23 protein-coding genes and 1 other annotated feature are annotated in these 19,956 nt (G+C 37.4%); of the genes, 3 read left to right on the top strand and 20 right to left on the bottom strand.

The features are described from left to right. Positions 1-10: 10 nt before the first annotated feature. From hisI to ABH961_RS02345, 17 genes are all read right to left on the bottom strand, one after another. A complete protein-coding gene (gene hisI / locus ABH961_RS02425) occupies positions 11-316 on the bottom strand; it encodes a phosphoribosyl-AMP cyclohydrolase (protein ID WP_048544916.1) in 306 nt (101 codons plus the stop codon). Beyond that, a complete protein-coding gene (gene hisF / locus ABH961_RS02420) occupies positions 313-1,071 on the bottom strand; it encodes an imidazoleglycerol phosphate synthase cyclase subunit (RefSeq protein WP_048544919.1) in 759 nt (252 codons plus the stop codon). Before hisF ends, hisI begins: the two co-directional genes overlap by 4 nt. Continuing rightward, positions 1,065-1,784 (bottom strand): 1-(5-phosphoribosyl)-5-[(5-phosphoribosylamino)methylideneamino]imidazole-4-carboxamide isomerase, encoded by a 720-nt coding sequence (gene hisA / locus ABH961_RS02415; protein ID WP_098077880.1) that lies wholly within the window; start codon positions 1,782-1,784, stop codon positions 1,065-1,067. Before hisA ends, hisF begins: the two co-directional genes overlap by 7 nt. Next, a complete protein-coding gene (hisH, locus tag ABH961_RS02410) occupies positions 1,757-2,386 on the bottom strand; it encodes an imidazole glycerol phosphate synthase subunit HisH (RefSeq protein WP_000560363.1) in 630 nt (209 codons plus the stop codon). Before hisH ends, hisA begins: the two co-directional genes overlap by 28 nt. Further along, on the bottom strand, positions 2,387-2,971 hold the full coding sequence (gene hisB, locus ABH961_RS02405) for an imidazoleglycerol-phosphate dehydratase HisB (protein ID WP_098048929.1): 585 nt from the start codon (positions 2,969-2,971) through the stop codon (positions 2,387-2,389). Continuing rightward, on the bottom strand, positions 2,971-4,260 hold the full coding sequence (gene hisD, locus ABH961_RS02400; RefSeq protein WP_098077878.1) for a histidinol dehydrogenase: 1,290 nt from the start codon (positions 4,258-4,260) through the stop codon (positions 2,971-2,973). Before hisD ends, hisB begins: the two co-directional genes overlap by 1 nt. Positions 4,261-4,271: 11 nt before the next feature. Next, complete coding sequence (gene hisG, locus ABH961_RS02395) at positions 4,272-4,907, bottom strand: ATP phosphoribosyltransferase (RefSeq protein WP_001244476.1); 636 nt, start codon at positions 4,905-4,907, stop codon at positions 4,272-4,274. Next, complete coding sequence (gene hisZ / locus ABH961_RS02390) at positions 4,883-6,145, bottom strand: ATP phosphoribosyltransferase regulatory subunit (RefSeq protein ID WP_098077876.1); 1,263 nt, start codon at positions 6,143-6,145, stop codon at positions 4,883-4,885. The genes hisG and hisZ overlap by 25 nt, the downstream gene beginning before the upstream one ends. A 308-nt stretch (positions 6,146-6,453) precedes the next feature. Then, positions 6,454-7,035, bottom strand: coding sequence for a 3-isopropylmalate dehydratase small subunit (gene leuD / locus ABH961_RS02385; protein WP_048544930.1), 582 nt, complete (start codon positions 7,033-7,035; stop codon positions 6,454-6,456). Next, entirely contained in the window at positions 7,013-8,407 is a 1,395-nt protein-coding gene (gene leuC, locus ABH961_RS02380; protein WP_048544931.1) for a 3-isopropylmalate dehydratase large subunit, read from the bottom strand. Before leuC ends, leuD begins: the two co-directional genes overlap by 23 nt. Beyond that, a complete protein-coding gene (leuB, locus tag ABH961_RS02375) occupies positions 8,407-9,471 on the bottom strand; it encodes a 3-isopropylmalate dehydrogenase (protein ID WP_048544933.1) in 1,065 nt (354 codons plus the stop codon). The genes leuC and leuB overlap by 1 nt, the downstream gene beginning before the upstream one ends. Before the next feature lie 78 nt (positions 9,472-9,549). Then, complete coding sequence (gene leuA, locus ABH961_RS02370; RefSeq protein WP_098077874.1) at positions 9,550-11,070, bottom strand: 2-isopropylmalate synthase; 1,521 nt, start codon at positions 11,068-11,070, stop codon at positions 9,550-9,552. Between the two features lies 1 nt (position 11,071). Beyond that, a complete protein-coding gene (gene ilvC, locus ABH961_RS02365) occupies positions 11,072-12,088 on the bottom strand; it encodes a ketol-acid reductoisomerase (protein ID WP_098077872.1) in 1,017 nt (338 codons plus the stop codon). Between the two features lie 20 nt (positions 12,089-12,108). Then, on the bottom strand, positions 12,109-12,618 hold the full coding sequence (gene ilvN, locus ABH961_RS02360; RefSeq protein ID WP_000822948.1) for an acetolactate synthase small subunit: 510 nt from the start codon (positions 12,616-12,618) through the stop codon (positions 12,109-12,111). Then, a complete protein-coding gene (ilvB, locus tag ABH961_RS02355; RefSeq protein ID WP_098077870.1) occupies positions 12,615-14,315 on the bottom strand; it encodes an acetolactate synthase large subunit in 1,701 nt (566 codons plus the stop codon). Before ilvB ends, ilvN begins: the two co-directional genes overlap by 4 nt. Before the next feature lie 73 nt (positions 14,316-14,388). After that, positions 14,389-14,616 (bottom strand) — a binding site (T-box leader). Positions 14,617-14,633: 17 nt separating this feature from the next. Beyond that, positions 14,634-15,530 carry a branched-chain-amino-acid transaminase gene (gene ilvE / locus ABH961_RS02350; RefSeq protein ID WP_048544941.1) on the bottom strand — a complete coding sequence of 299 codons (897 nt, stop codon included), beginning with the start codon at positions 15,528-15,530 and terminating at the stop codon, positions 14,634-14,636. Positions 15,531-15,649: 119 nt separating this feature from the next. After that, complete coding sequence (locus tag ABH961_RS02345; RefSeq protein ID WP_098077867.1) at positions 15,650-15,877, bottom strand: hypothetical protein; 228 nt, start codon at positions 15,875-15,877, stop codon at positions 15,650-15,652. Between the two features lie 68 nt (positions 15,878-15,945). Between ABH961_RS02345 and ABH961_RS02340 the strand changes: the two genes are divergently transcribed. Both ABH961_RS02340 and ABH961_RS02335 read left to right on the top strand, forming a co-directional pair. Further along, positions 15,946-16,185 (top strand): DUF3911 family protein, encoded by a 240-nt coding sequence (locus tag ABH961_RS02340; RefSeq protein ID WP_000752504.1) that lies wholly within the window; start codon positions 15,946-15,948, stop codon positions 16,183-16,185. Between the two features lie 86 nt (positions 16,186-16,271). Beyond that, complete coding sequence (locus ABH961_RS02335; protein WP_000101010.1) at positions 16,272-16,511, top strand: YkuS family protein; 240 nt, start codon at positions 16,272-16,274, stop codon at positions 16,509-16,511. Positions 16,512-16,874: 363 nt separating this feature from the next. Here the strand turns inward: ABH961_RS02335 and ABH961_RS02330 are convergent, their stop codons facing one another. Together ABH961_RS02330 and ytfJ are read right to left on the bottom strand one after the other, a co-directional pair. Beyond that, positions 16,875-16,964: a hypothetical protein gene (locus tag ABH961_RS02330; protein WP_000608225.1), complete on the bottom strand. Its 90-nt coding sequence runs from the start codon at positions 16,962-16,964 to the stop codon at positions 16,875-16,877. Between the two features lie 108 nt (positions 16,965-17,072). Continuing rightward, a complete protein-coding gene (ytfJ, locus tag ABH961_RS02325) occupies positions 17,073-17,540 on the bottom strand; it encodes a GerW family sporulation protein (RefSeq protein WP_053078521.1) in 468 nt (155 codons plus the stop codon). 202 nt (positions 17,541-17,742) lie between these two features. Between ytfJ and ABH961_RS02320 the strand changes: the two genes are divergently transcribed. Beyond that, positions 17,743-18,135: an imidazole glycerol phosphate synthase gene (locus ABH961_RS02320; RefSeq protein WP_116442972.1), complete on the top strand. Its 393-nt coding sequence runs from the start codon at positions 17,743-17,745 to the stop codon at positions 18,133-18,135. Positions 18,136-18,168: 33 nt separating this feature from the next. Here the strand turns inward: ABH961_RS02320 and ABH961_RS02315 are convergent, their stop codons facing one another. Then, the gene (locus ABH961_RS02315) at positions 18,169-19,512 is read right to left on the bottom strand and encodes a TrkH family potassium uptake protein (protein WP_098068902.1); all 1,344 of its coding nucleotides are present in this window, start codon (positions 19,510-19,512) and stop codon (positions 18,169-18,171) included. Positions 19,513-19,956 lie beyond the last annotated feature (444 nt).

The following is a 19,956-nucleotide window of genomic DNA, read 5'->3' as shown; positions in this document are numbered from 1 at the left end:
ATGTATCCCCCTATATAATTTTGTAATGAAAACATGTCTTTTCTCCCGTATGACATGCAGGTCCTACTTGCTTTACGACAACAACAATTGAATCTTGATCACAATCTAAATAAAGAGATTGCACATATTGGATATTCCCTGATGTTTCCCCTTTATTCCATAACGACCTTCTTGACCGAGAATAAAACCAAGTTCTTTTCGTTTCTAACGTTTTTTCATATGCTTCTTCATTCATATAAGCTAGCATTAAAACTTCTTTTGTACCTTCTTCAATTACAACTGTTGGTAGTAATCCTTTTGAAAAGTTAGGTTTCATAACCGCACCTCGACGTTTGCATTTCTTAATTTTCTCTTTACATCCTGCATTGTCGCCTCACCATAATGAAAGATTGATGCCGCTAACGCTGCATCAACTGTTGTCTTTTGAAAAACTTCTATAATGTGATCAACATGACCGCACCCGCCTGACGCGATGACTGGTACGGAAACGCTTTTTGAAATTTTTTCTGTTAAGCGAAGGTCATATCCATTTTTCGTTCCATCTGCATCCATACTCGTTAATAAAATTTCCCCTGCGCCTAGCTCGGTAACGCGCTTTGCCCACCAGATGGCATCCATTCCTGTATCAACTCTTCCGCCGTTCACATATACATTCCACTTACCTTCTGTTACTTTTCTAGCATCAATTGCGACGACAATACATTGTGAGCCAAAGTGTTCTGCTCCTTCTTCAATTAATTTTGGATTTCGCACTGCTGCTGAGTTAATTGAAATTTTATCTGCTCCCGCTCTTAGTAAATTGTACATATCTTTAACACTTGAAATTCCCCCGCCAACTGTAAGAGGAATAAATACTTTTGAAGCTGTTTTTTCTACAACATCTAGAATTGTTTTTCGTCCTTCATGCGTTGCCGTAATATCTAAAAATACAATTTCATCTGCTCCCGCCTCATTATATAAAGCGGCTATTTCAACAGGATCACCAACGTCTTGTAATCCTATAAAATTTACACCCTTTACGACTCGGCCCTCTTTCACATCTAGACATGGAATAATGCGTTTCGCTAACATAACTTTGTTACCTCTAACACTTCTTCTAAATCAATCGTTTTCTCATAAAGAGCCTTACCAATTATGACGCCGTATATATTCATATCATTTAATTTTTTCACATCTTGAATAGATGCCACTCCTCCAGAAGCAATAAGACGAATAGCAACGCTTTTTTGTAGTAACTCCAATTGCTCTAAATTCGGCCCTGCAAGCGTCCCGTCTTTCGAAATGTCTGTAAACACAATCGTTTGAACACCTACATTCTCCATTTGCTTTGCTAAATAAATGTAAGAAATTTCAGACACATCAAGCCAGCCTCTCGTTGCTACGAAACCATTTTTCGCATCAATTCCAACAATGATTTTCTCTTTATATAGAAGAACTGCTTCTTCTAAAAATTCCTTATCATAAAGAGCAGCTGTTCCTAAAATCACTTTATCTACACCTACTGACAATAACTTCTCTACCGCTACAAGTGATCGAATTCCCCCTCCAACTTGCACAGGAATACGTACTGCCTTGCAAATCCTTTCAATAACGAGCAAATTTACTGACTCGCCAGCAATTGCGCCATCTAAATCAACAATGTGCAACTTTTTCGCTCCCAATTTTTCGAATATAATCGCTTGCGCAACCGGATCTTCATTCATTACTGTTTCTTTACTAAACTCTCCTTGATAAAGTCTAACGCATCGCCCCTCTTTTAAATCGATAGCTGGGAAGATTTCCATGCCTCTACCACCCCTTTGAAATTTTTCAACATTTGCATTCCAATGTCACCGCTTTTTTCAGGATGAAACTGTGCGCCGTATATATTTCCTTTTGCTACAAAACCAGGTACTTTCACTCCATATTCACTTATTCCATACACAATTTCATTTGGACAATCTGCATAATAAGAGTGAACATAATATACGAAAGAACCGTCCTCTACTCCATTCCAAAGTGCTATTTCTCCCTCTTTCTTTAACTCATTCCATCCCATATGTGGAATTTTATAAGGAACCTTTAACTTTCGAATAACACCTGGCAATAAACTTAATCCGTTACAGTCTTGTAGTTCCTCACTTTTTTCAAATAAAAGCTGCATCCCTAGGCAAATGCCCAGAAGCGGTTTTCCTGAACGCCCGACTTCTTTTAACACGCGCACTAAATTTTTTTCTTCCAATACATCCATCGCTTTCGGAAATGCACCTACTCCTGGTAAGATCACTCCATCACTTCTAAAAATCTTTTCTTTATCACCCGTTACGATGTACTCTGCTCCAATATATTGTAATGCTTGTTCCACACTGCGAATATTTCCCATTCCATAATCTATAATAGCAATCAATTACAACATCCCTTTCGTTGAATTTACACCAGTAATGCTGGCATTTCTTTCGACTGCTTCTCTAAGCGCTCTACCAAACGCTTTAAATAACGCTTCAACTTTGTGATGTGTATTGCTTCCGTATAAAATGCGAGCGTGTAATGTAATATTGGCAGCATGAGCAACTGCTCTAAAAAATTCTTCTGTTAGTTCTGTATCAAAATCCCCTAGCTTCGGATTCGTTAATTCTCCTTGAAATACAATATATGAGCGCCCGCTAATATCAATTGCGACAAAACCTAAAGATTCATCCATCGGTACATATGCGGAGCCATAACGGTTAATCCCCTCTTTATTTTGCAATGCTTCTTTCAAACAATTTCCGAGTACAATTCCAACATCTTCAACTGTATGATGCGCATCAACGAATACATCGCCTTCCGCCTCCACTTGTAAACCGAATCTTCCATGCCTTGCAAATAAAGTTAGCATATGATCAAAAAATCCAATTCCCGTTTGTACAGAAACGTTTTTGCCTTCATCAAGCTGCAAACTTAATTTGATTTTTGTTTCTGTCGTCTCACGTATTTGACTGCACTCACGCATTATTCTTCCTCCTCAAATCTTATTTGAATTGCTCTCGCATGCGCATGTAATCCTTCTTTATTGGCAAGTTCTACAATATGATGTTGTACATCTCTTAACGCTTCCTCCGTATAAGACAGAAAGCTTGATTTTTTCACGAAATCATCGACTGATAACGGTGAGAAAAATCTTGCTGTTCCACTTGTCGGTAACACATGATTCGGTCCTGCTAAATAATCACCGAGCGGTTCCGGTGCATATGGTCCAAGAAAGATAGATCCCGCATGTTTCACATAAGCTAGAGCATTCATCGGTTCTTTTATATGTAACTCTAAATGTTCTGGAGCAATTTCATTGGATAATTGTAGCGCCTCATTTAAAGAAGGAATGATAAAAATGGCTCCATTTCTATTTATCGATTCACGTGCAATTTCGCTTCTTGGTAATGTTTCTAACTGTCTTTCTATCTCTTTTTCTACCTCTTTTGCTAACTCTATATTCGTTGTAATACAAATTGCTGTTGCTCTCACGTCATGTTCTGCTTGTGATAATAAATCAGCAGCAATGTATTTTGCATTGCCAGTTTCATCAGCGATAACTACAATTTCTGACGGTCCAGCAATCATATCAATATTTACTATCCCGTATACTTCTCGTTTTGCCAGAGCGACGTACAAATTTCCCGGTCCAACTATTTTATCCACTTTCGGAATCGATTCCGTCCCGTATGCTAAAGCAGCAATTGCTTGCGCGCCACCTATCGTATAAATTTCATCTACTCCTGCAAGGCTTGCAGCAACTAAAATATGTGGATCAATTCCTCCTTCCCTCGGCGGTGTTACCATTACAATTTTTTTCACACCAGCGAGTTTTGCTGGCAATACATTCATTAATACTGACGAAGGATACGAAGCAGTTCCGCCTGGCACATATACGCCTACATTCTCTAACGGCCGAATGATTTGTCCTCTAATGATGCCATTACTCTCGCAATCGAATATGGATTGCCTTTTTTGTTTTTCGTGATATGAAATAATGTTTTTCTTCGCCTCTTGTAACGCTTCTAAAAATGAATTCTCTACAAACATACCCGCTCGTTTTATTTCTTCTTCACTTACGCGAAATTCTTTAACTTTTACACCATCAAACTTTTTTGTATAAAAAGATAGGGCCTCATCCCTACTCTCCCTTACATTTCGAACAATTTCATTTACATTTCTTTGAACAGTTTCTTCTATTACATTAGCGTTTTCTCGTAGCAATTTTATTTTTGATAACGCCTTTTGAAAATCTTCATAAACGATTTCCATTACAAGTCCCCCTATTTTCCTGACAAAATTTCTTGCTCCATCATATTTACAATACTGAATATTTCGTCTTTTTTAGTTTTTAATGCAGCCTTATTTACAATCATTCGAGCAGATATAGAACACATTTCCTCAAATACAATGAGCCCATTTTCTTGTAATGTTTTTCCTGTTTCCACAATATCAACAATTGCATCTGCCAATCCAAGAATAGGAGCGATTTCTACAGAACCTTCTATTTTAATAATTTCTACATCTTCCCCTTTATCATGAAAATAGTTAGAAGTAATATGTGGATATTTCGTCGCAATGCGTTTCTTTCGGTAGCTCTTCGGATTATACGTAGGAATAGAAGCAACACAAAACTTACACACGCCCACTCCTAAATCTAACATTTCATAAATATCTTTCTCGTTTTCCATTAAAATATCTTTTCCAACGACCCCAATATCAGCTACTCCATGTTCTACATAAGTAGCAACATCTACTGCTTTCACTAAAATAAATGAGATATCTGTATTTTTACTTTGAAAGACAAGCTTTCGTCCTTTATTTTTGAGCTCCGAACAATCAATTCCAATCTGCTCAAAGAGCGGAATCACATGTTTTTCTAATCTTCCCTTCGTTAACGCAATTTGAATGTTACGCATGAAGTTTCTCCTTCTTTCTGGACTACCCATTTCTCTTTCCATACATATTCCACTAATGATTCGTTCTTCGCCTCAACGACCGTTACTATTTGATTTTTTCTTGCAAATTGAAAGGTGTCGTTTACATTAGAGTATAAGGATAGCTCTACTTTTTTCCCGTCCTTTTGAAGTAAATTTCGTAATCTTTCCGCTTCTGCTAATCTATTTAACTCATAATGAATAATAATATCTATTTCCTTTCGTTCATATGGTTCTTGTTGCTCTTGCAGCGCCTTCACAATTTGATTGACTTGCACCGCGAGTCCAACAGCCGGCAGCATCTCTCCAAAATTTCCAATTAACTCATCATATCTTCCGCCACTAACAATTTCTTCTCCTATTTCATATATATACCCTTTGAAAATAACTCCCGTATAGTAATCTAAATGTTGGATCATACCTAAATCAATTGATATGTAAGATCCATAGCCTAGTTTTTCAATTGCTTCATATATTTCTTTCACTCTTGCAATCGCCATTTTCATTTCATTACTTGAGGCGAGTTTTTCTGCTTCCTCAATCACTTCTAAGTTTCCAAATAGCCTTGGTAACTTCTCAAGTAATCTTACTGTTTCATCACATCGATCTAATTTCTTTTCTCTAATAAAATTTGATAGAGCCGCATAATTTTTACTTTCAATGTATGTCCTAAGTACTCTCTCTTCTTCCTCATGAATGGAGAGTTTTTTTACAATACATTTATATAATTGCACTTGCCCAATCTCTATTGTAAAAGATTGTACCTTCACCTTTTGAAGTGATTGAATGACGCTTATGACGCATTCAATTTCAGCTCTTACGTTATCAATACCTATAATTTCAATACCACTTTGTACAATTTCATTATATTTTCCAGTAAGGGACTCATTCGCCCGAAATACATTCCCGCCATACGTCAGTTTAAGCGGCGTATCCCACCTCTGCGTTCCCATCACTCTCGCTAAAGGAATTGTCATATCTGGACGCAATACGATAATCCGTCCCTTTTCATCAAAAAATTTATACATCTTTTCTTCATCTATCGGTCTATTTTGAAAGGCAAAAACATCATAAAATTCAATTGTAGGTGTCCTTATTTCCTCATAACCTCGCCCTAAAAAAGTACGTCTTAATTTTTGCTCCACTTCCTCAATTAACGTACATTCTTCGAATAAATAGTCTCTCGTTCCATTTGGGTTTGCACGTTTCCATTTTGTCATCTAAATTCTCACACCTTTCCCTTTCTAATGTATGCTCATTTCATTCACCTAAACCGAAAATAAAAAGAGCCTTGTAGACAAAATACCTACAAGGCTCTTTAGTAGAGTGTAGGTACAACGGGAATAACCCTTGTACCCACACGTTTTCACGCTAGGTTCAAGGGCTTTATGTATGATGATGTAGTTGTGTAAGCACTTTAATAGATTGCATGATATTCATAATACTTACTCCCTTTCTCCTCTGATTTTTACATAGTATATAATACTTAATTCTGAATGTAAATACTTTTTGAACATTCCGTTATTTCTTAATGTAAAGCTACTTTCCTTTCATACTCTACAATTTCTTGTTCATATTGCATCGTAATACTAATTTCGTCTAGACCATTTAATAATTTCTCTTTCCACATTTTCTCGATTGTAAAATGAAACCTGTGCGTACTTGTTTTAATTACCTCATTCTCTAAATCTACTTCTATTTGTTCTCTCGCATCCGTTATGGCAAGTTGTTCTCGCATTTCTTTATCCATTACAATTGGTAACATACCATTTTTCATACAATTCATATAAAAAATATCTGCAAACCCGCCGGCGATAATAACGCGAAAACCATAATCAGCAAGCGCCCACGGAGCATGTTCTCTTGAAGAACCACAACCAAAATTATCACCTGTAATTAATATACTTGCTCCTTTTCTATTTTGTGCATTAAGCGGAAAATTAGGGTTTTCATGGCGGTTATTATCATAACGCCATTCATCGAATAAATATTTTCCAAATCCCGTCCTTTCAATTCTCTTTAAATATTGCTTCGGAATAATTTGATCTGTATCAATGTTATCATTCATCAGTACTGCAGCAGTACCTTTATGAATACGAAATGGCTCCATCATAACTCTCCTTTCTAGTATCAACAAAATGACCGTATAACGCAGCTGCTGCCGCCATTGCCGGGCTAACTAAATGTGTTCGTGCCCCTTTTCCTTGTCTTCCTTCAAAATTACGATTTGAAGTCGAAGCACAATGTTCTCCTGCAGGTACTTGATCTGGATTCATTCCAAGACACATTGAACATCCAGGTTCTCTCCATTCAAATCCAGCTTCTTCAAATATGTGATGTAGCCCTTTTTGCATCGCAGCTTCTCTTACTCTTTTCGATCCAGGCACAACGAGCGCTCGCACACCTGCTTTTACCTTTCTCCCTTTCACAACAGATGCAGCAATTTCTAAATCAGAAAGCCTGGAATTTGTACAGGATCCAATGAAAACATGCTGAACAGGAATGTCATACGTGCTTTGTCCAGGGCTTAATCCCATATAAGAAAATGCTCTTTCGTCATTTGTATCCTGCTTTTCTGGCAATTTTTCATCAATACGAACACCCATACTCGGGTTTGTTCCCCATGTAACGTACGGTGCTAAATCCGTCACATCTATCGAAATATGCAAATCATAAATTGCATCTGAATCTGTATAAAGTTCAGACCATTTCTTCTCGAATGTTTCAAATTCTTTCGGTGCATATTTACGTCCTTTTACATAAGCAAATGTTTTTTCATCTGGTGCTATAATACCAGCCTTTGCTCCTCCTTCAATTGCCATATTACAAAGCGTCATTCTCTCTTCCATCTCCATAGCCTCAATCGTATCTCCGTAAAATTCCATTACATATCCAGTTCCAACTGCTACACCGTACTTTGAAAGGAAATGCAAAATAATATCTTTTGCGTAAACACCTTTCTGTAATTTTCCTTTTAACTCAATACCCATCGCTTTCGGCTTTCGTTGCCATAACGTTTGCGTTGCCAATACATGCTCCACTTCACTCGTACCAATGCCAAATGCTAGTGCGCCAAACGCACCATGCGTTGCTGTATGACTATCACCACAAACAATTGTTTTTCCTGGTTGTGTAAGTCCAAGTTCTGGTCCGATAACATGAACAATCCCTTGCTCTTCATCCCCGATATCTGCTAACGGCACCTGAAATTGTTTACAATTTTCCCGGAGTGTATCTAGTTGCTGCTTCGCAATGCGATCGGTAATATTCCAAACATCTTTCGTTGGAATATTATGATCCATCGTTGCGAATGTTAAATCCGATCTGCGAACCGTTCGATTTGTAAGCCGCAAGCCTTCAAAGGCTTGCGGTGACGTTACTTCATGAACAAGATGAAGATCGATATATAATAAATCTAATCCATTTTCGTTTGTCGTAACTACGTGTCTTTCCCAAAGTTTATCTAGCAGCCTTTTTCCCATTATCTCCCTCTCCCTACTAACGCTTGCTCTTCCATCTCTTGTATAACTGCCTTCGTAAATGAAGTTGTCGTCTCATCTCCTCCGATATCTGCTGTACATTTTCCTAATTTAAGAACTGCAGATATCGCAGATTCAATTGCATTCCCTTCTCTCGTTAATTCAAATGATTGCCCAAGCATCATTGCAACAGAGCGCATCATTGCAATTGGATTCGCCTTATTTTTCCCCGCAATATCCGGTGCTGATCCGTGAATAGGCTCGTATAATGAAGGCCCCTTTTCCGCGTGACTTGCTGATGGAAGCATTCCTAATGATCCCGCTAATACTGAAGCCTCGTCACTCAAAATATCCCCAAATAAATTTTCCGTTACAATTACATCAAACCGTCCTGGATTCCGTATTAACTCCATCGCAGCTGCATCTACTAAAATATGTTCTAGTTCAACGTCTGGATAACGAAGTGCTACTTCTTCCGTAACAGTTCTCCATAGTTTACTAGATTCTAAAACATTCGCCTTATCAATAGATGTTACTTTTTTCTTCCGCTTACTCGCTAATTGAAAGGCATAAGAAACGATTCGTTCAATTTCATGACGATGATACGTAAGTGTATCTGTTGCTACTTCGTCCGTTCGTTCTTTCGGATAAGAAAAATAAATTCCGCCTGTTAATTCACGAACGACAACGAAATCAATTTCATCAGCGTTTTTTAATGGCGATAAATGTGCCGTTGCGCTTTCTACCGTTACAGGGCGAACGTTCGCAAATACTCCAAGTCCTTTTCTTAGAGCTAATAATCCTTTCTCCGGTCTTTCTTTCGCGCTATCCCACCTTGGTCCACCAACCGCTCCAAGTAAAACCGCATCACTTGCTAAACAAGCGGCAAGCGTTCGTTGTGGTAATGGTTGCCCATTTAAATCGATAGCACTCCCGCCAAAGTACTCATCTTGTAAGTGAAAATGATGTCCATATAACCTTTCTACCATATGCAATACTTCTTTCGCACTTTCCATAATTTCTGGGCCAACACCATCACCAGCTAAACAAACGATACGTTTTTCCAATTTCAACACTCCTTTTAATTGAATTTTCAGAACTTTAATTTGATAGGTAAGGAAACTTCTCCCTCACCCATCAAACACTTATTTCACAAGCGCTATCAGAGATTTTAATTTCCCTGCTGCATGGACATATGCTCTTGCCGACGCTTCCAATACATCTTGCGCAACACCAAAACCTGATACTTGATGCGTTCCTTCTTTTAATTCAACATGAACATGAGCCAGTGCGTCTTGACCTTGTGTAATAGATTGTATGCGATAATCCGCCAATTCACATTCTAATCCTAAAATTCTTTGGATTGCATTATAGATCGCCTCAATACTACCAGAACCAGTGGCTGCATCTTCGTATGCATTTCCTTCTTCGTCTTTTAGTACAACTGTCGCGCATTGTGTACTATTTGATACGAAATGAACTTGTAGTTGCGTAATGTTATATTGCTGAGCTGCAAATGCTGCTTCACCAAGCATAAGCGCACGTAAATCTTCCTCAGTAATTTCCTTCTTACGATCAGCTAATTTTTTGAACGCTTCAAACACCGCATCTCGTTCTTCCTTTGTAAATTCATAGCCAAGCTCTTTCATTTTTTCTGTAAACGCGTGACGTCCAGAATGTTTTCCAAGTACGAATAGATTTTGAGATTCGCCTATTAGCGCTGGTTCAATAATTTCATATGTTGTCACTTCTTTTAAAACACCATCTTGATGAATTCCGGATTCATGAGCAAATGCATTCGCTCCAACGATCGCTTTATTTTTCGGTACAACCATACCTGTTAATCTACTTACTAATGTACTCGTCGCTTTAATTTCTTTTAGCGTCATAGAAGACTCCGCCTTATAGAAATCTTTTCTAATATGAAGAGCAACTGCGACCTCTTCTAGCGCCGCATTACCTGCTCTTTCTCCAATTCCATTAATTGTTCCTTCTACTTGCAACGCTCCGCCTTCAACCGCAGCTAATGAATTTGCTACTGCCATCCCAAGATCATCGTGACAATGACAAGAGAAAATTGCTTTTTCATATGAAGGAACGGATTCTTGTAAGTATTTAAAAAGAGAATAATATTCTTCTGGATTCGTATATCCAACTGTATCTGGAATATTAATTACATTCGCTCCTGCACGAATCGCAACTTCAACTGCTTCAGCTAAAAAATCTCTTGCTGTTCTTGTCGCATCTTCTGCAGAAAATTGTACTGTCGGAAATAATGATTTCCCGAGTGTAACCGAGCGGTGAATACTATCTAATACATCTTCTTTTGACATACAAAGTTTATATTTCATATGAATATCACTTGTGGCTAAAAATACGTGTAAACGAGGAGATACAGCACCTTTCACCGCTTCATATGCTCTTCGAATATCACTTTCTTTCGCTCTAGCTAAACTCATAACTGTAGCATTTTGAATGGTATTTGCGATGCGTTTTACCGATTGAAAATCCCCTGCGGAAGCTGCTGCAAAACCAGCTTCCATGACATTAATACCTAGTCTCTCTAATTGCCTTGCAATTTGCAATTTCTCTTGTTCATTTAAATTTACTCCTGGTGATTGTTCGCCATCACGTAGCGTCGTATCCATGAACAAAATCTGCTTCATATTATTTGACCCCTGCCTTTACTCGCGGCTGTACAAACGGCATCATTTCACGTAATTTACGTCCAACTACTTCAATTTCGTGTTCATTCTCTTTCTCATTTGTCGCATGGAAATTTGGTTTTCCTGCTTTATGCTCTGCAATCCAGCCTCTTGCAAATGTACCATCTTGAATTTCTGCTAGCACTGCACCCATCGCTTTCTTCGTATCTTCCGTTACAACGCGTGGTCCTGATACGAAGTCGCCCCACTGCGCTGTATCTGAAACTGAATATCTCATATTTTCAAGTCCGCCTTCATACATAAGGTCAACGATTAGTTTTAGTTCATGTAAACATTCAAAATATGCAAGTTCCGGTTGATAACCAGCATCAACTAACGTTTCAAATCCAGCTTTTACTAGCGCAGTTACTCCGCCGCAAAGCACAGCTTGCTCTCCAAATAAATCTGTTTCTGTTTCTTCTTTAAATGTCGTTTCTAATACACCAGCTCTCGTCGCTCCAATCCCATCAGCATAAGAAAGTGCCTTTTCAGTCGCAACTCCTGTTGCATCTTGGTATACTGCAAATAATGCAGGAACAGCTCCGCCTTCAGCAAATGTACGGCGCACAAGATGACCTGGCCCTTTTGGCGCTACTAGAAATACATCTACATTAGCTGGTGGTTTCACTTGATCAAAGTGAACATTAAATCCGTGTGCAAAAACGAGAGAATTTCCTGCCTTTAAATTTGGCGCAATTTCCGCTTCATATACTTCTGACTGGAGTTCATCTGGTAGTAGAATCATTACTACATCAGCTTTTTCCGCTGCTTCTGCTACTGTATATACAGAAAATCCATCTTCTTTCGCTTTATCCCAAGACTTCCCTTTTCTTAAACCTACTACTACATCAAATCCGTTATCACGTAAGTTTTGCGCATGCGCATGACCTTGCGAACCATATCCAATGATTGCTACTTTCTTTTCTTTTAATACATTTACCGTTACATCTTTCTCATAATAAACTTTTGTCATTTTCATTTCCCCCTATATTTAAATGATTATTGAATTAACATAACTTGCTTATCTTGTTTTTTCATACTACGCGTAAATGCTGTTACACCTGTTCTAGCAATTTCTTTCAAACCATACGGACGAAGTAATTCAATTAATGCTTCTACTTTCTCTTGCGTACCAGTTACTTGCACAACTATGGAATCCTTCCCAACATCTATTACAGCGGCTCGAAACGGTTCAATTAAACTATATAATTCTGCTCTTGCTACTGATGTTGCTACTTTAATAAGTGCAAGTTCTCTTGCGATCATCGCTTCTTCTGTAATATCTGATACTTTCAGAACATCAATTTGCTTATGAAGTTGTTTAATTAACTGCTCCACTTGCTGTTCATTTTCAACGTGTACAACAATCGTCATCCGCGATATGTCCGATGATTCCGTATGACCTACTGAAATACTTTCAATATTAAAATGTCTTCGTGTCATAACACCCGTAATTCGGTTTAACACACCACTTTGATTTCGAACTGTCGCTGTAACAATTCTCTTCACCTTTTTTCCACTCCCTCCATTTGGTGAACACCTTTCCCTGGCGCAACCATCGGCATTACCTTTTCTGATTGAAGTACACGGCAATCAATTACGACCGGTTCTTTTAATTCAATCGCCTGCTGTATTTGCTTCTTTGCAAGAAGTGGATCCTCTATGCGAACTCCTTTTATGCCATACGCATTCGCAAGAGCGACGAAATCTGGTTGACACGACAATAAAGAGTGTGAGTATCTTTGATTATAAAATTCATCTTGCCATTGTCTTACCATTCCTAAAGCTTCATTATTTAAGATAAATACTTTAACAGGCAACGAATGTTCTTTTAACACACTTAATTCTTGCAAGGTCATTTGAAATCCGGCGTCACCGACAATTGCAATAACTAGTTCCTCAGGCTTTGCAATTTGCGCACCAATTGCTGCTGGAAACCCAAATCCCATCGTTCCTAATCCTCCTGAAGTTACCCATTTATTTGGATTTTTGAGCGGATAATATTGTGCCGCCCACATTTGATGTTGCCCAACATCTGTTGTTACAATCGCTTCTCCTTTCGTAATTTCATATAACATATCAATTGCGTATTGAGGCTTAATACTTTCCGAATTTCGTTTGTAAGAAAATGGATACTTTTCTTTTCTACTCTTTAGTAAAGAGATCCATTCATGATGATTTTCTTTCTTTCCTTCTGGTTGAAGTAATACTTCCAAAGCTCGCTTAGCACTTGCAACAATAGGAATTTCAGTCGGCACATTTTTTCCGATTTCGGCTGGATCAATATCGATATGCGCAACAGTCGCCTTTTTAGCAAAATAAGCTAAATTCCCAGTAAGACGATCGTCGAATCTTGCACCTATATTAATAAGTAAGTCGCATTCATATAACGCCATATTGGCTGTGTAAGAACCGTGCATTCCTCCCATCCCTAGAAAAAGTTCATCATCTGGCGGAAACCCACCAAGACCAAGTAATGTATGCACAACAGGAATTTCATATTTACGAGCAAAACTTGTTAACTCTTTCGAAGCCTTCGCATGCAATACACCTGCTCCAGCTAAAATTAACGGCTTGTTTGCAGCCCTAATTGCTTGTAATAATTTGTTTATTTGGAGTAAATTTGGTTCATAATTAGGGTTGTATCCTGGTAAATCCATTTGTACGTCATTACAGCGTTCTCCTTGCTCTACTACCATATCTTTCGGAAGGTCAATAACGACTGGGCCTGGTCTTCCTGTTCTAGCAATATGAAATGCTTCTTTAATAATTCGAGGTAAATCTGAAGCCTTTCGCACTTGATAGTTATGTTTTGTCACTGGCATCGTAAGCCCCATAATATCCGCTTCTTGGAAAGCATCACTTCCAATTAACGTCGTTGCTACTTGCCCTGTAAATACAACAAGTGGTAATGAATCAATCATCGCATCTGCTAGACCGGTAATAACATTTGTAGCACCTGGCCCACTCGTTGCAATGACAACCCCTGGATTGCCAGTAATTCTGGCATACCCTTCCGCGGCGTGAATAGCTCCTTGCTCATGCCTTGTTAAAATATGCGGAATTTCACAGTCATAGAGTGCATCATAAAGAGGTAAAACAGCACCACCAGGATAACCGAAAATCACTTCTACTCCTTCCTTTTCTAACGCTTCTAACAATAGCTGTGCACCCGTTGCCAGTTTCTCTTCCGTTTTTGAAGACATTGTTCTTATAAGCCCCCTTTTTGAAAATTTTTATCAATAAAAAAAATCCTACGTCCACACTCCAGCTATGTGCTGAAGGGACGAAAGATTTCGCGGTACCACCCTTCTTCGCAAGAATACTCTTGCCTCAGTGACTCATAAATGAGTCTAGCTAATAACGGAGCTACCGTCTAAGCCTAGACAAATGCTTCAGCTTAGCACTCAAGGGCGATGTTCGTCGACGTGAACCATCGGTTTTCAGCAACCACCGACTCTCTGTGAGGCTTCACAATCAACTACTCCTCCCTCTCAACGCTTTCTTATTGTTATAAAGAGTTGTTATCCAACTTTATTTTCTTCGTAAATCTTCTCTCCATCTTCTACAACTAACTTTCGGAATTCTTCTAATAAACGATTCGTATGTGGACCTGTTTGCCCTAAACCAATCGTTCTACCATCTACTGTCGTAACAGCAATTACTTCAGCAGCCGTTCCTGTTAAAAATACTTCATCAGCTACATATACATCATGCCTTGTAAATAACTCTTCTCTAACGTCATATCCAAGTTTTTCACCGATTTCTAATATAGCGTTTCGTGTAATGCCTTCTAACGCTCCAGCAGAACTTGGTGGTGTAATTAATTTATTTCCTTTTACAATAAACACGTTATCTCCTGAGCCTTCAGCTACGTATCCTTGATCATTTAACATAAGTGCTTCTTGTACTCCAGCTAATTTCGCTTCAATACGAACTAAAATATTGTTTAAGTAATTTAAAGATTTTACTTGAGGCGACAAAACATCTGGACGGTTTCGGCGCGTTGCAACTGTTACAACCGGAATCCCCTTTTCATAATATTCTTGCGGGAATAAAGATAGTTGTTCTGCAATTACTACTACATTCGGTTTCTTACAAGAATCAGGATCTAATCCAAGATTTCCTGCTCCTCTCGATACAACAAGGCGAATGTATCCATTAGATAATTTATTTTGTCGAATCGTCTCAACAACAATATTCGTTACTTCATCTAAAGAATATGGAATTTCTAACATAATGGATTTTGCTGATTCATATAACCGGACAAGATGCTCTCTCAAACGGAAAACATTACCGCTATATACTCTAATTCCTTCAAATACTCCATCGCCATATAAATAACCATGATCATATACTGAAACTTTTGCCTCGTCTTTTGGAACAAATTCTCCATTTAAGAAAATCCATTGCTCGTTCACTGGAAAGCGCCTCCTATGTTCTATGAATTTTTTATTGTTTCCTAGTTTACTCTCCTTTCTAAATAAATCAAGTTAATTTTTAGAAAATTTATAATTTTTAATCGTACGTACATCTTTGATTATATTGATTTAACAGCATTGTTAACGTTTACAAAAAATAAAAAATTTTTTTCGTCAATTTCTACTAAAAAAATTATTTGTTTAAAAGAAGGATTTTCATCAATTGATACGAATCTATTGTATTCAATAAACGGACGTCCGTTTTTATAAATTCGGGAATATATAACGACTTTTGCTGAAAAAGGGGGGAAATAATAAGAATAACGCTGTCTAAAAATAACATTCATATTTTTCGTTTCGTAATCATAATCCTATTTTTAAAAAACAATTTGTCAAAATGAAGGAGGAAATCAATATGGCGTGTGTACAAATTAAAGGAACGAGACAAGAGGTAGTAGAAATGCTTCAACTATTTGATCTAATGGATACGAAAGGTTTTTGTAAATTCGATAATTATGTAGAGGTAGAACCAAATAATAAAGAACATAATAATTTTATTGCTTCAATTGACATTCATTCAAATACTTCTTCTGCCCAAGATACTTTAAACGATCAATTCGTAAGTCAAATGCTTACTGGTGTATATAACGACTAAACAAAGATTTACTTCCTACCGTCTTTTCATAAATATATGCAGTGGACTTGAGCATACTAGCAACTAGATGGTAGGAGGTGAGAATTATGGCTAGAATTGGCGTTGAAAACTCATTAACAGATGTTCAACAAGCTCTTCAGCAACAGGGACATGAAGTTGTTACCTTGGGCTCCGAACATGATGCACAAGGGTGCGATTGTTGTGTTGTAACTGGGCAAGATTCTAATATGATGGGTATTGCAGATGCATCAATTAAGGGATCGGTAATTGCAGCTCATGGTCTAACAACAGATGAAATTTGTCAGCAAGTAGAGAGCCGCACTTAAATGTATTATACAAAAAGAAAGAGGGCTCCTTTTGAAAAGGAGTCCTCTTTTTTATATTCACCTAACGGGAAAGTAACATATACTGGATGAAAGCCCTACCTCTCTCTCATCATTACGGTTCCACTGACCGCTCCTTGATTCACTAGTATACATATAAAGCCTACAATAATAATTTATAGGGTTTGTTCACAAAAGTTGTTGGTAAGACTACCCGATCTTTCGCAAACTTTTCGTATTATATTTATAAGATTTATTTACTTTACACTAGCTGTAACCGAGACACGAATTAAAATTTTAACACTAATACAATAACTTGTCAACGTTTTTTGTAAATTAAAAACAGACAGTAACGGTTTGTCTGTTTTAGAATGGAGCTTTTTCTTTTATTACATATACAACAAAACCGCTTACTAACATACATAAGCCAACTACTAAGTTTTTGATATTAATCATAAATTCCTCTCCCTTATTCCACACATCATATATATTTACAGTTCAATTATTCCGATCATCTTAAAGCGCACTTTTTCTAATATATCATAATTCCTAAAAAATGCAAGTTCACTTTTGGCGACCATTTACAAATTTATCTACAGTGCTTGGTACCGTATTTAAAGCCTTTTCAATTAAATGTGTACTACTATTGAGGTGTAATACTTGCACACCGTTCGAACCGACTACTAAAAAAGCAACTGGGCTAATAGAAACCCCAGCCCCGCTTCCGCCTCCAAATGGATGGCTTTGCTTCTTCTCTTTATGCTGCCCTTGTCCGTTATTATGCTTTTCGGAAATAAAATCACCTTTAAAGTCACTTCCGCCGGCACCAAAACCAAAAGCCACTTGAGATACTGTTAATACTACATTTCCATCAGCTGTTGAAACTGGACTTCCGACAATCGTATTTACATCTACCATCTCTTTTAAATTTGTCATTGCTGTTTTCATTAAATCTTCAATTGGATGTTCCATTATGTATTGCACCCTTTCCTCATTATTCTTTTTTATACTTTCCAAAATAGAGGAAGTCATACTAACTTTTCCTATTTCAAAAAAACAATTTTACTCTTCTAAGTGGAATTACGCCTTGTACTCGTTCGGATAAAGTGAAACTTTAATCAGCAGGGCTTTGTTCATCCCCCACTGATTATTAGCCATCAGCAATCAGATGTTTACGGGCTACAATAGCGGGATAAAAAAGAAAAAGAGATGCATACTACTATTGAACCTTGTTATGAAAGGAGTCATGACTTTGACTGAGAAATTTGATGAGTATAAAAAAAGAGATAGAATAGATAGTGATTATAGTGACTATAAAGAAGAATATGCAGCTGAGGTTGCACCACAGCACATTGATTATGATTACGATGAGAAAGATAATAAAGATGATGTAAGATCGTCCGCCGCTGGATCAACTGCTGGCTTTATCGCTCTTGCCTTATCTATCTTATCACTCTTTACCTTCCCAACATTATTTGGTCTTGTTTCTGTATTACTAGGAATTTACGCTTATAATCGCGGAGCTACTGTAACTGGTGGTATCGCTGCGATTGTCGGCGGAATTGCAGCACTCATTGCAATTTTATTCCGAGTAGCACTTGTCGGATTATTGTTCTCCCTTTTTTAAAAAGAAAAAGGTATCTCGCTTATGCGGGATACCTTATCCTGTAAATACATCTTCCCATGGATATTTAATTTTTTGTTTTGCTGGTCGCGCTAAAGAAAAAACAAGTGTTAACGGTCCAATTAATCCACAAAACATAACAAACATAATAATACATTTTCCAAACGCTGATAACTTTGCAGTAATCCCCATCGTTAACCCTACTGTTCCAAACGCTGAAATTGTTTCAAATAGTAACTGAATAAAACTAAAGTTTTCTGTAAGCATTAATACAAATACTGCTGCAAAAATGAGTATTTGACTGGCAACAGCAATGGCTAACGCTCTCGTTACTGTTGACATTTTTATCGTGCGCTGAAATAAAACGATTTCCTCTTTTTTTCTAAAGAAAGAAAGGACGGATGTAACTAAAATAACAAACGTTGTTAATTTAATCCCTCCACCTGTCGATACACTTCCTGCACCAATAAACATTAAAACCATCGTAAGTAATATAGATGATTCTTCCATCCCCCCGTAGTCAACTGTATTAAATCCAGCAGTGCGAGGAGTAATACCTTGGAAAAAAGAAGCCCATAACTTTTCATTTAAAGGTAAATTCCCCAACGTCTTCACATTATTATATTCCAATACAAAAATCACAATCATCGCTATCACATTTAGCGCTACTGTTCCAACAATCATGATTTTGGAATGAAGCGATAATTTTCGAAAACTCCGGCTATACCATATATCAATTAATACAGTAAAACCGAGACCACCTATTACGATTAAAGAGCAGATCCCAATATTAATAATTGGATCTCCTACATACCTCGTTAAATTATCTGGCCATAGAGCAAATCCGGCATTATTATATGATGCGATCACGTGAAAAATACTATAGTATACACCTTTTCCAAAGCCAAACTCTGGAATAAAGCGAAATGATAAAAAGATAACTCCAATCAATTCAATACAAATTGAAAATATAAAGACACGTTTTACTAATTTTACAAGACCACCTATATTTGTCTGATTAAATGCCTCTCCGATTAATAATCGATGGCGTAACCCGATTTTTTTACCTAATACCCAAACAATTAAAATGGCAATTGTCATAAGACCTAAACCACCTGTTTGAATTAAAAACATAATAACAATCTCGCCAAACATCGTAAACGTACTTGCAGTATCTACTACTCCTAATCCGGTTACAGTTGCTGCTGACGTTGCCGTAAAGAAAGCATCTACCCAACTAATATGTACTTTCGTTGCGAATGGTAACTTTAATAACAAACCGCCAACCAGAATTAAGCAGAAAAAACCTAGTGCTAATATTTGTGGTGGATTTAATCGTATAAAACGATTATACAGCCCTTGTCTTTTTGTTACTTCCATGTTCACTAACTCCCTTTTCCCCTCATAACTAAAGGCTTATAAGAAACCTTACATAGCGGGATAAACCTTATATTCTTATAATATAGTTGAGCATAATCCTTTTTTTTAAAGATTTCAACTTTTATTTATACTCGAACTCCACTTCATTTTATGACAAGAAACTTTCTATTATATTTATTCGTACTCTACAACTCTCGTAACAATCATTTTATATGTATCATTTCTCAAATTCTCATACCTTTCACTCTATGTTCACATGGGGGTCACATCCAACTTTTATAGTATATATATCGAAGTTGTTCCTCCCTAATTTATAAGACATTCCCCAGTGTCTTGAACAACTTCCATCCCTAATTAAATTGACATAAATTGTCCCCTTCCTTAGGCCATCATTTGTGATGGTCTTATTTTTTGTTTACTCTACCTCTTATTTAAAACTCCCTC

The sequence above is a fragment of the Bacillus sp. RC251 genome (genome assembly GCF_044908765.1).
GTDB classification, from domain to species: domain Bacteria; phylum Bacillota; class Bacilli; order Bacillales; family Bacillaceae_G; genus Bacillus_A; species Bacillus_A wiedmannii.
This window is presented reverse-complemented; position numbering and strand designations above follow the sequence as displayed.

Bases quoted from the DNA above. Each gene is read 5' to 3' on its own strand.
- hisI (WP_048544916.1), bottom strand. From the start codon at position 316: ATGAAACCTAACTTTTCAAAAGGATTACTACCAACAGTTGTAATTGAA.
- hisF (WP_048544919.1), bottom strand. From the start codon at position 1,071: ATGTTAGCGAAACGCATTATTCCATGTCTAGATGTGAAAGAGGGCCGA.
- hisA (WP_098077880.1), bottom strand. From the start codon at position 1,784: ATGGAAATCTTCCCAGCTATCGATTTAAAAGAGGGGCGATGCGTTAGA.
- hisB (WP_098048929.1), bottom strand. From the start codon at position 2,971: ATGCGTGAGTGCAGTCAAATACGTGAGACGACAGAAACAAAAATCAAA.
- hisD (WP_098077878.1), bottom strand. From the start codon at position 4,260: ATGGAAATCGTTTATGAAGATTTTCAAAAGGCGTTATCAAAAATAAAA.
- hisG (WP_001244476.1), bottom strand. From the start codon at position 4,907: ATGCGTAACATTCAAATTGCGTTAACGAAGGGAAGATTAGAAAAACAT.
- hisZ (WP_098077876.1), bottom strand. From the start codon at position 6,145: ATGACAAAATGGAAACGTGCAAACCCAAATGGAACGAGAGACTATTTA.
- leuD (WP_048544930.1), bottom strand. From the start codon at position 7,035: ATGGAGCCATTTCGTATTCATAAAGGTACTGCTGCAGTACTGATGAAT.
- leuC (WP_048544931.1), bottom strand. From the start codon at position 8,407: ATGGGAAAAAGGCTGCTAGATAAACTTTGGGAAAGACACGTAGTTACG.
- leuA (WP_098077874.1), bottom strand. From the start codon at position 11,070: ATGAAGCAGATTTTGTTCATGGATACGACGCTACGTGATGGCGAACAA.
- ilvC (WP_098077872.1), bottom strand. From the start codon at position 12,088: ATGAAAATGACAAAAGTTTATTATGAGAAAGATGTAACGGTAAATGTA.
- ilvB (WP_098077870.1), bottom strand. From the start codon at position 14,315: ATGTCTTCAAAAACGGAAGAGAAACTGGCAACGGGTGCACAGCTATTG.
- ABH961_RS02345 (WP_098077867.1), bottom strand. From the start codon at position 15,877: ATGAATGTTATTTTTAGACAGCGTTATTCTTATTATTTCCCCCCTTTT.
- ABH961_RS02340 (WP_000752504.1), top strand. From the start codon at position 15,946: ATGGCGTGTGTACAAATTAAAGGAACGAGACAAGAGGTAGTAGAAATG.
- ABH961_RS02335 (WP_000101010.1), top strand. From the start codon at position 16,272: ATGGCTAGAATTGGCGTTGAAAACTCATTAACAGATGTTCAACAAGCT.
- ABH961_RS02330 (WP_000608225.1), bottom strand. From the start codon at position 16,964: ATGATTAATATCAAAAACTTAGTAGTTGGCTTATGTATGTTAGTAAGC.
- ytfJ (WP_053078521.1), bottom strand. From the start codon at position 17,540: ATGACTTCCTCTATTTTGGAAAGTATAAAAAAGAATAATGAGGAAAGG.
- ABH961_RS02320 (WP_116442972.1), top strand. From the start codon at position 17,743: ATGAAAGGAGTCATGACTTTGACTGAGAAATTTGATGAGTATAAAAAA.
- ABH961_RS02315 (WP_098068902.1), bottom strand. From the start codon at position 19,512: ATGGAAGTAACAAAAAGACAAGGGCTGTATAATCGTTTTATACGATTA.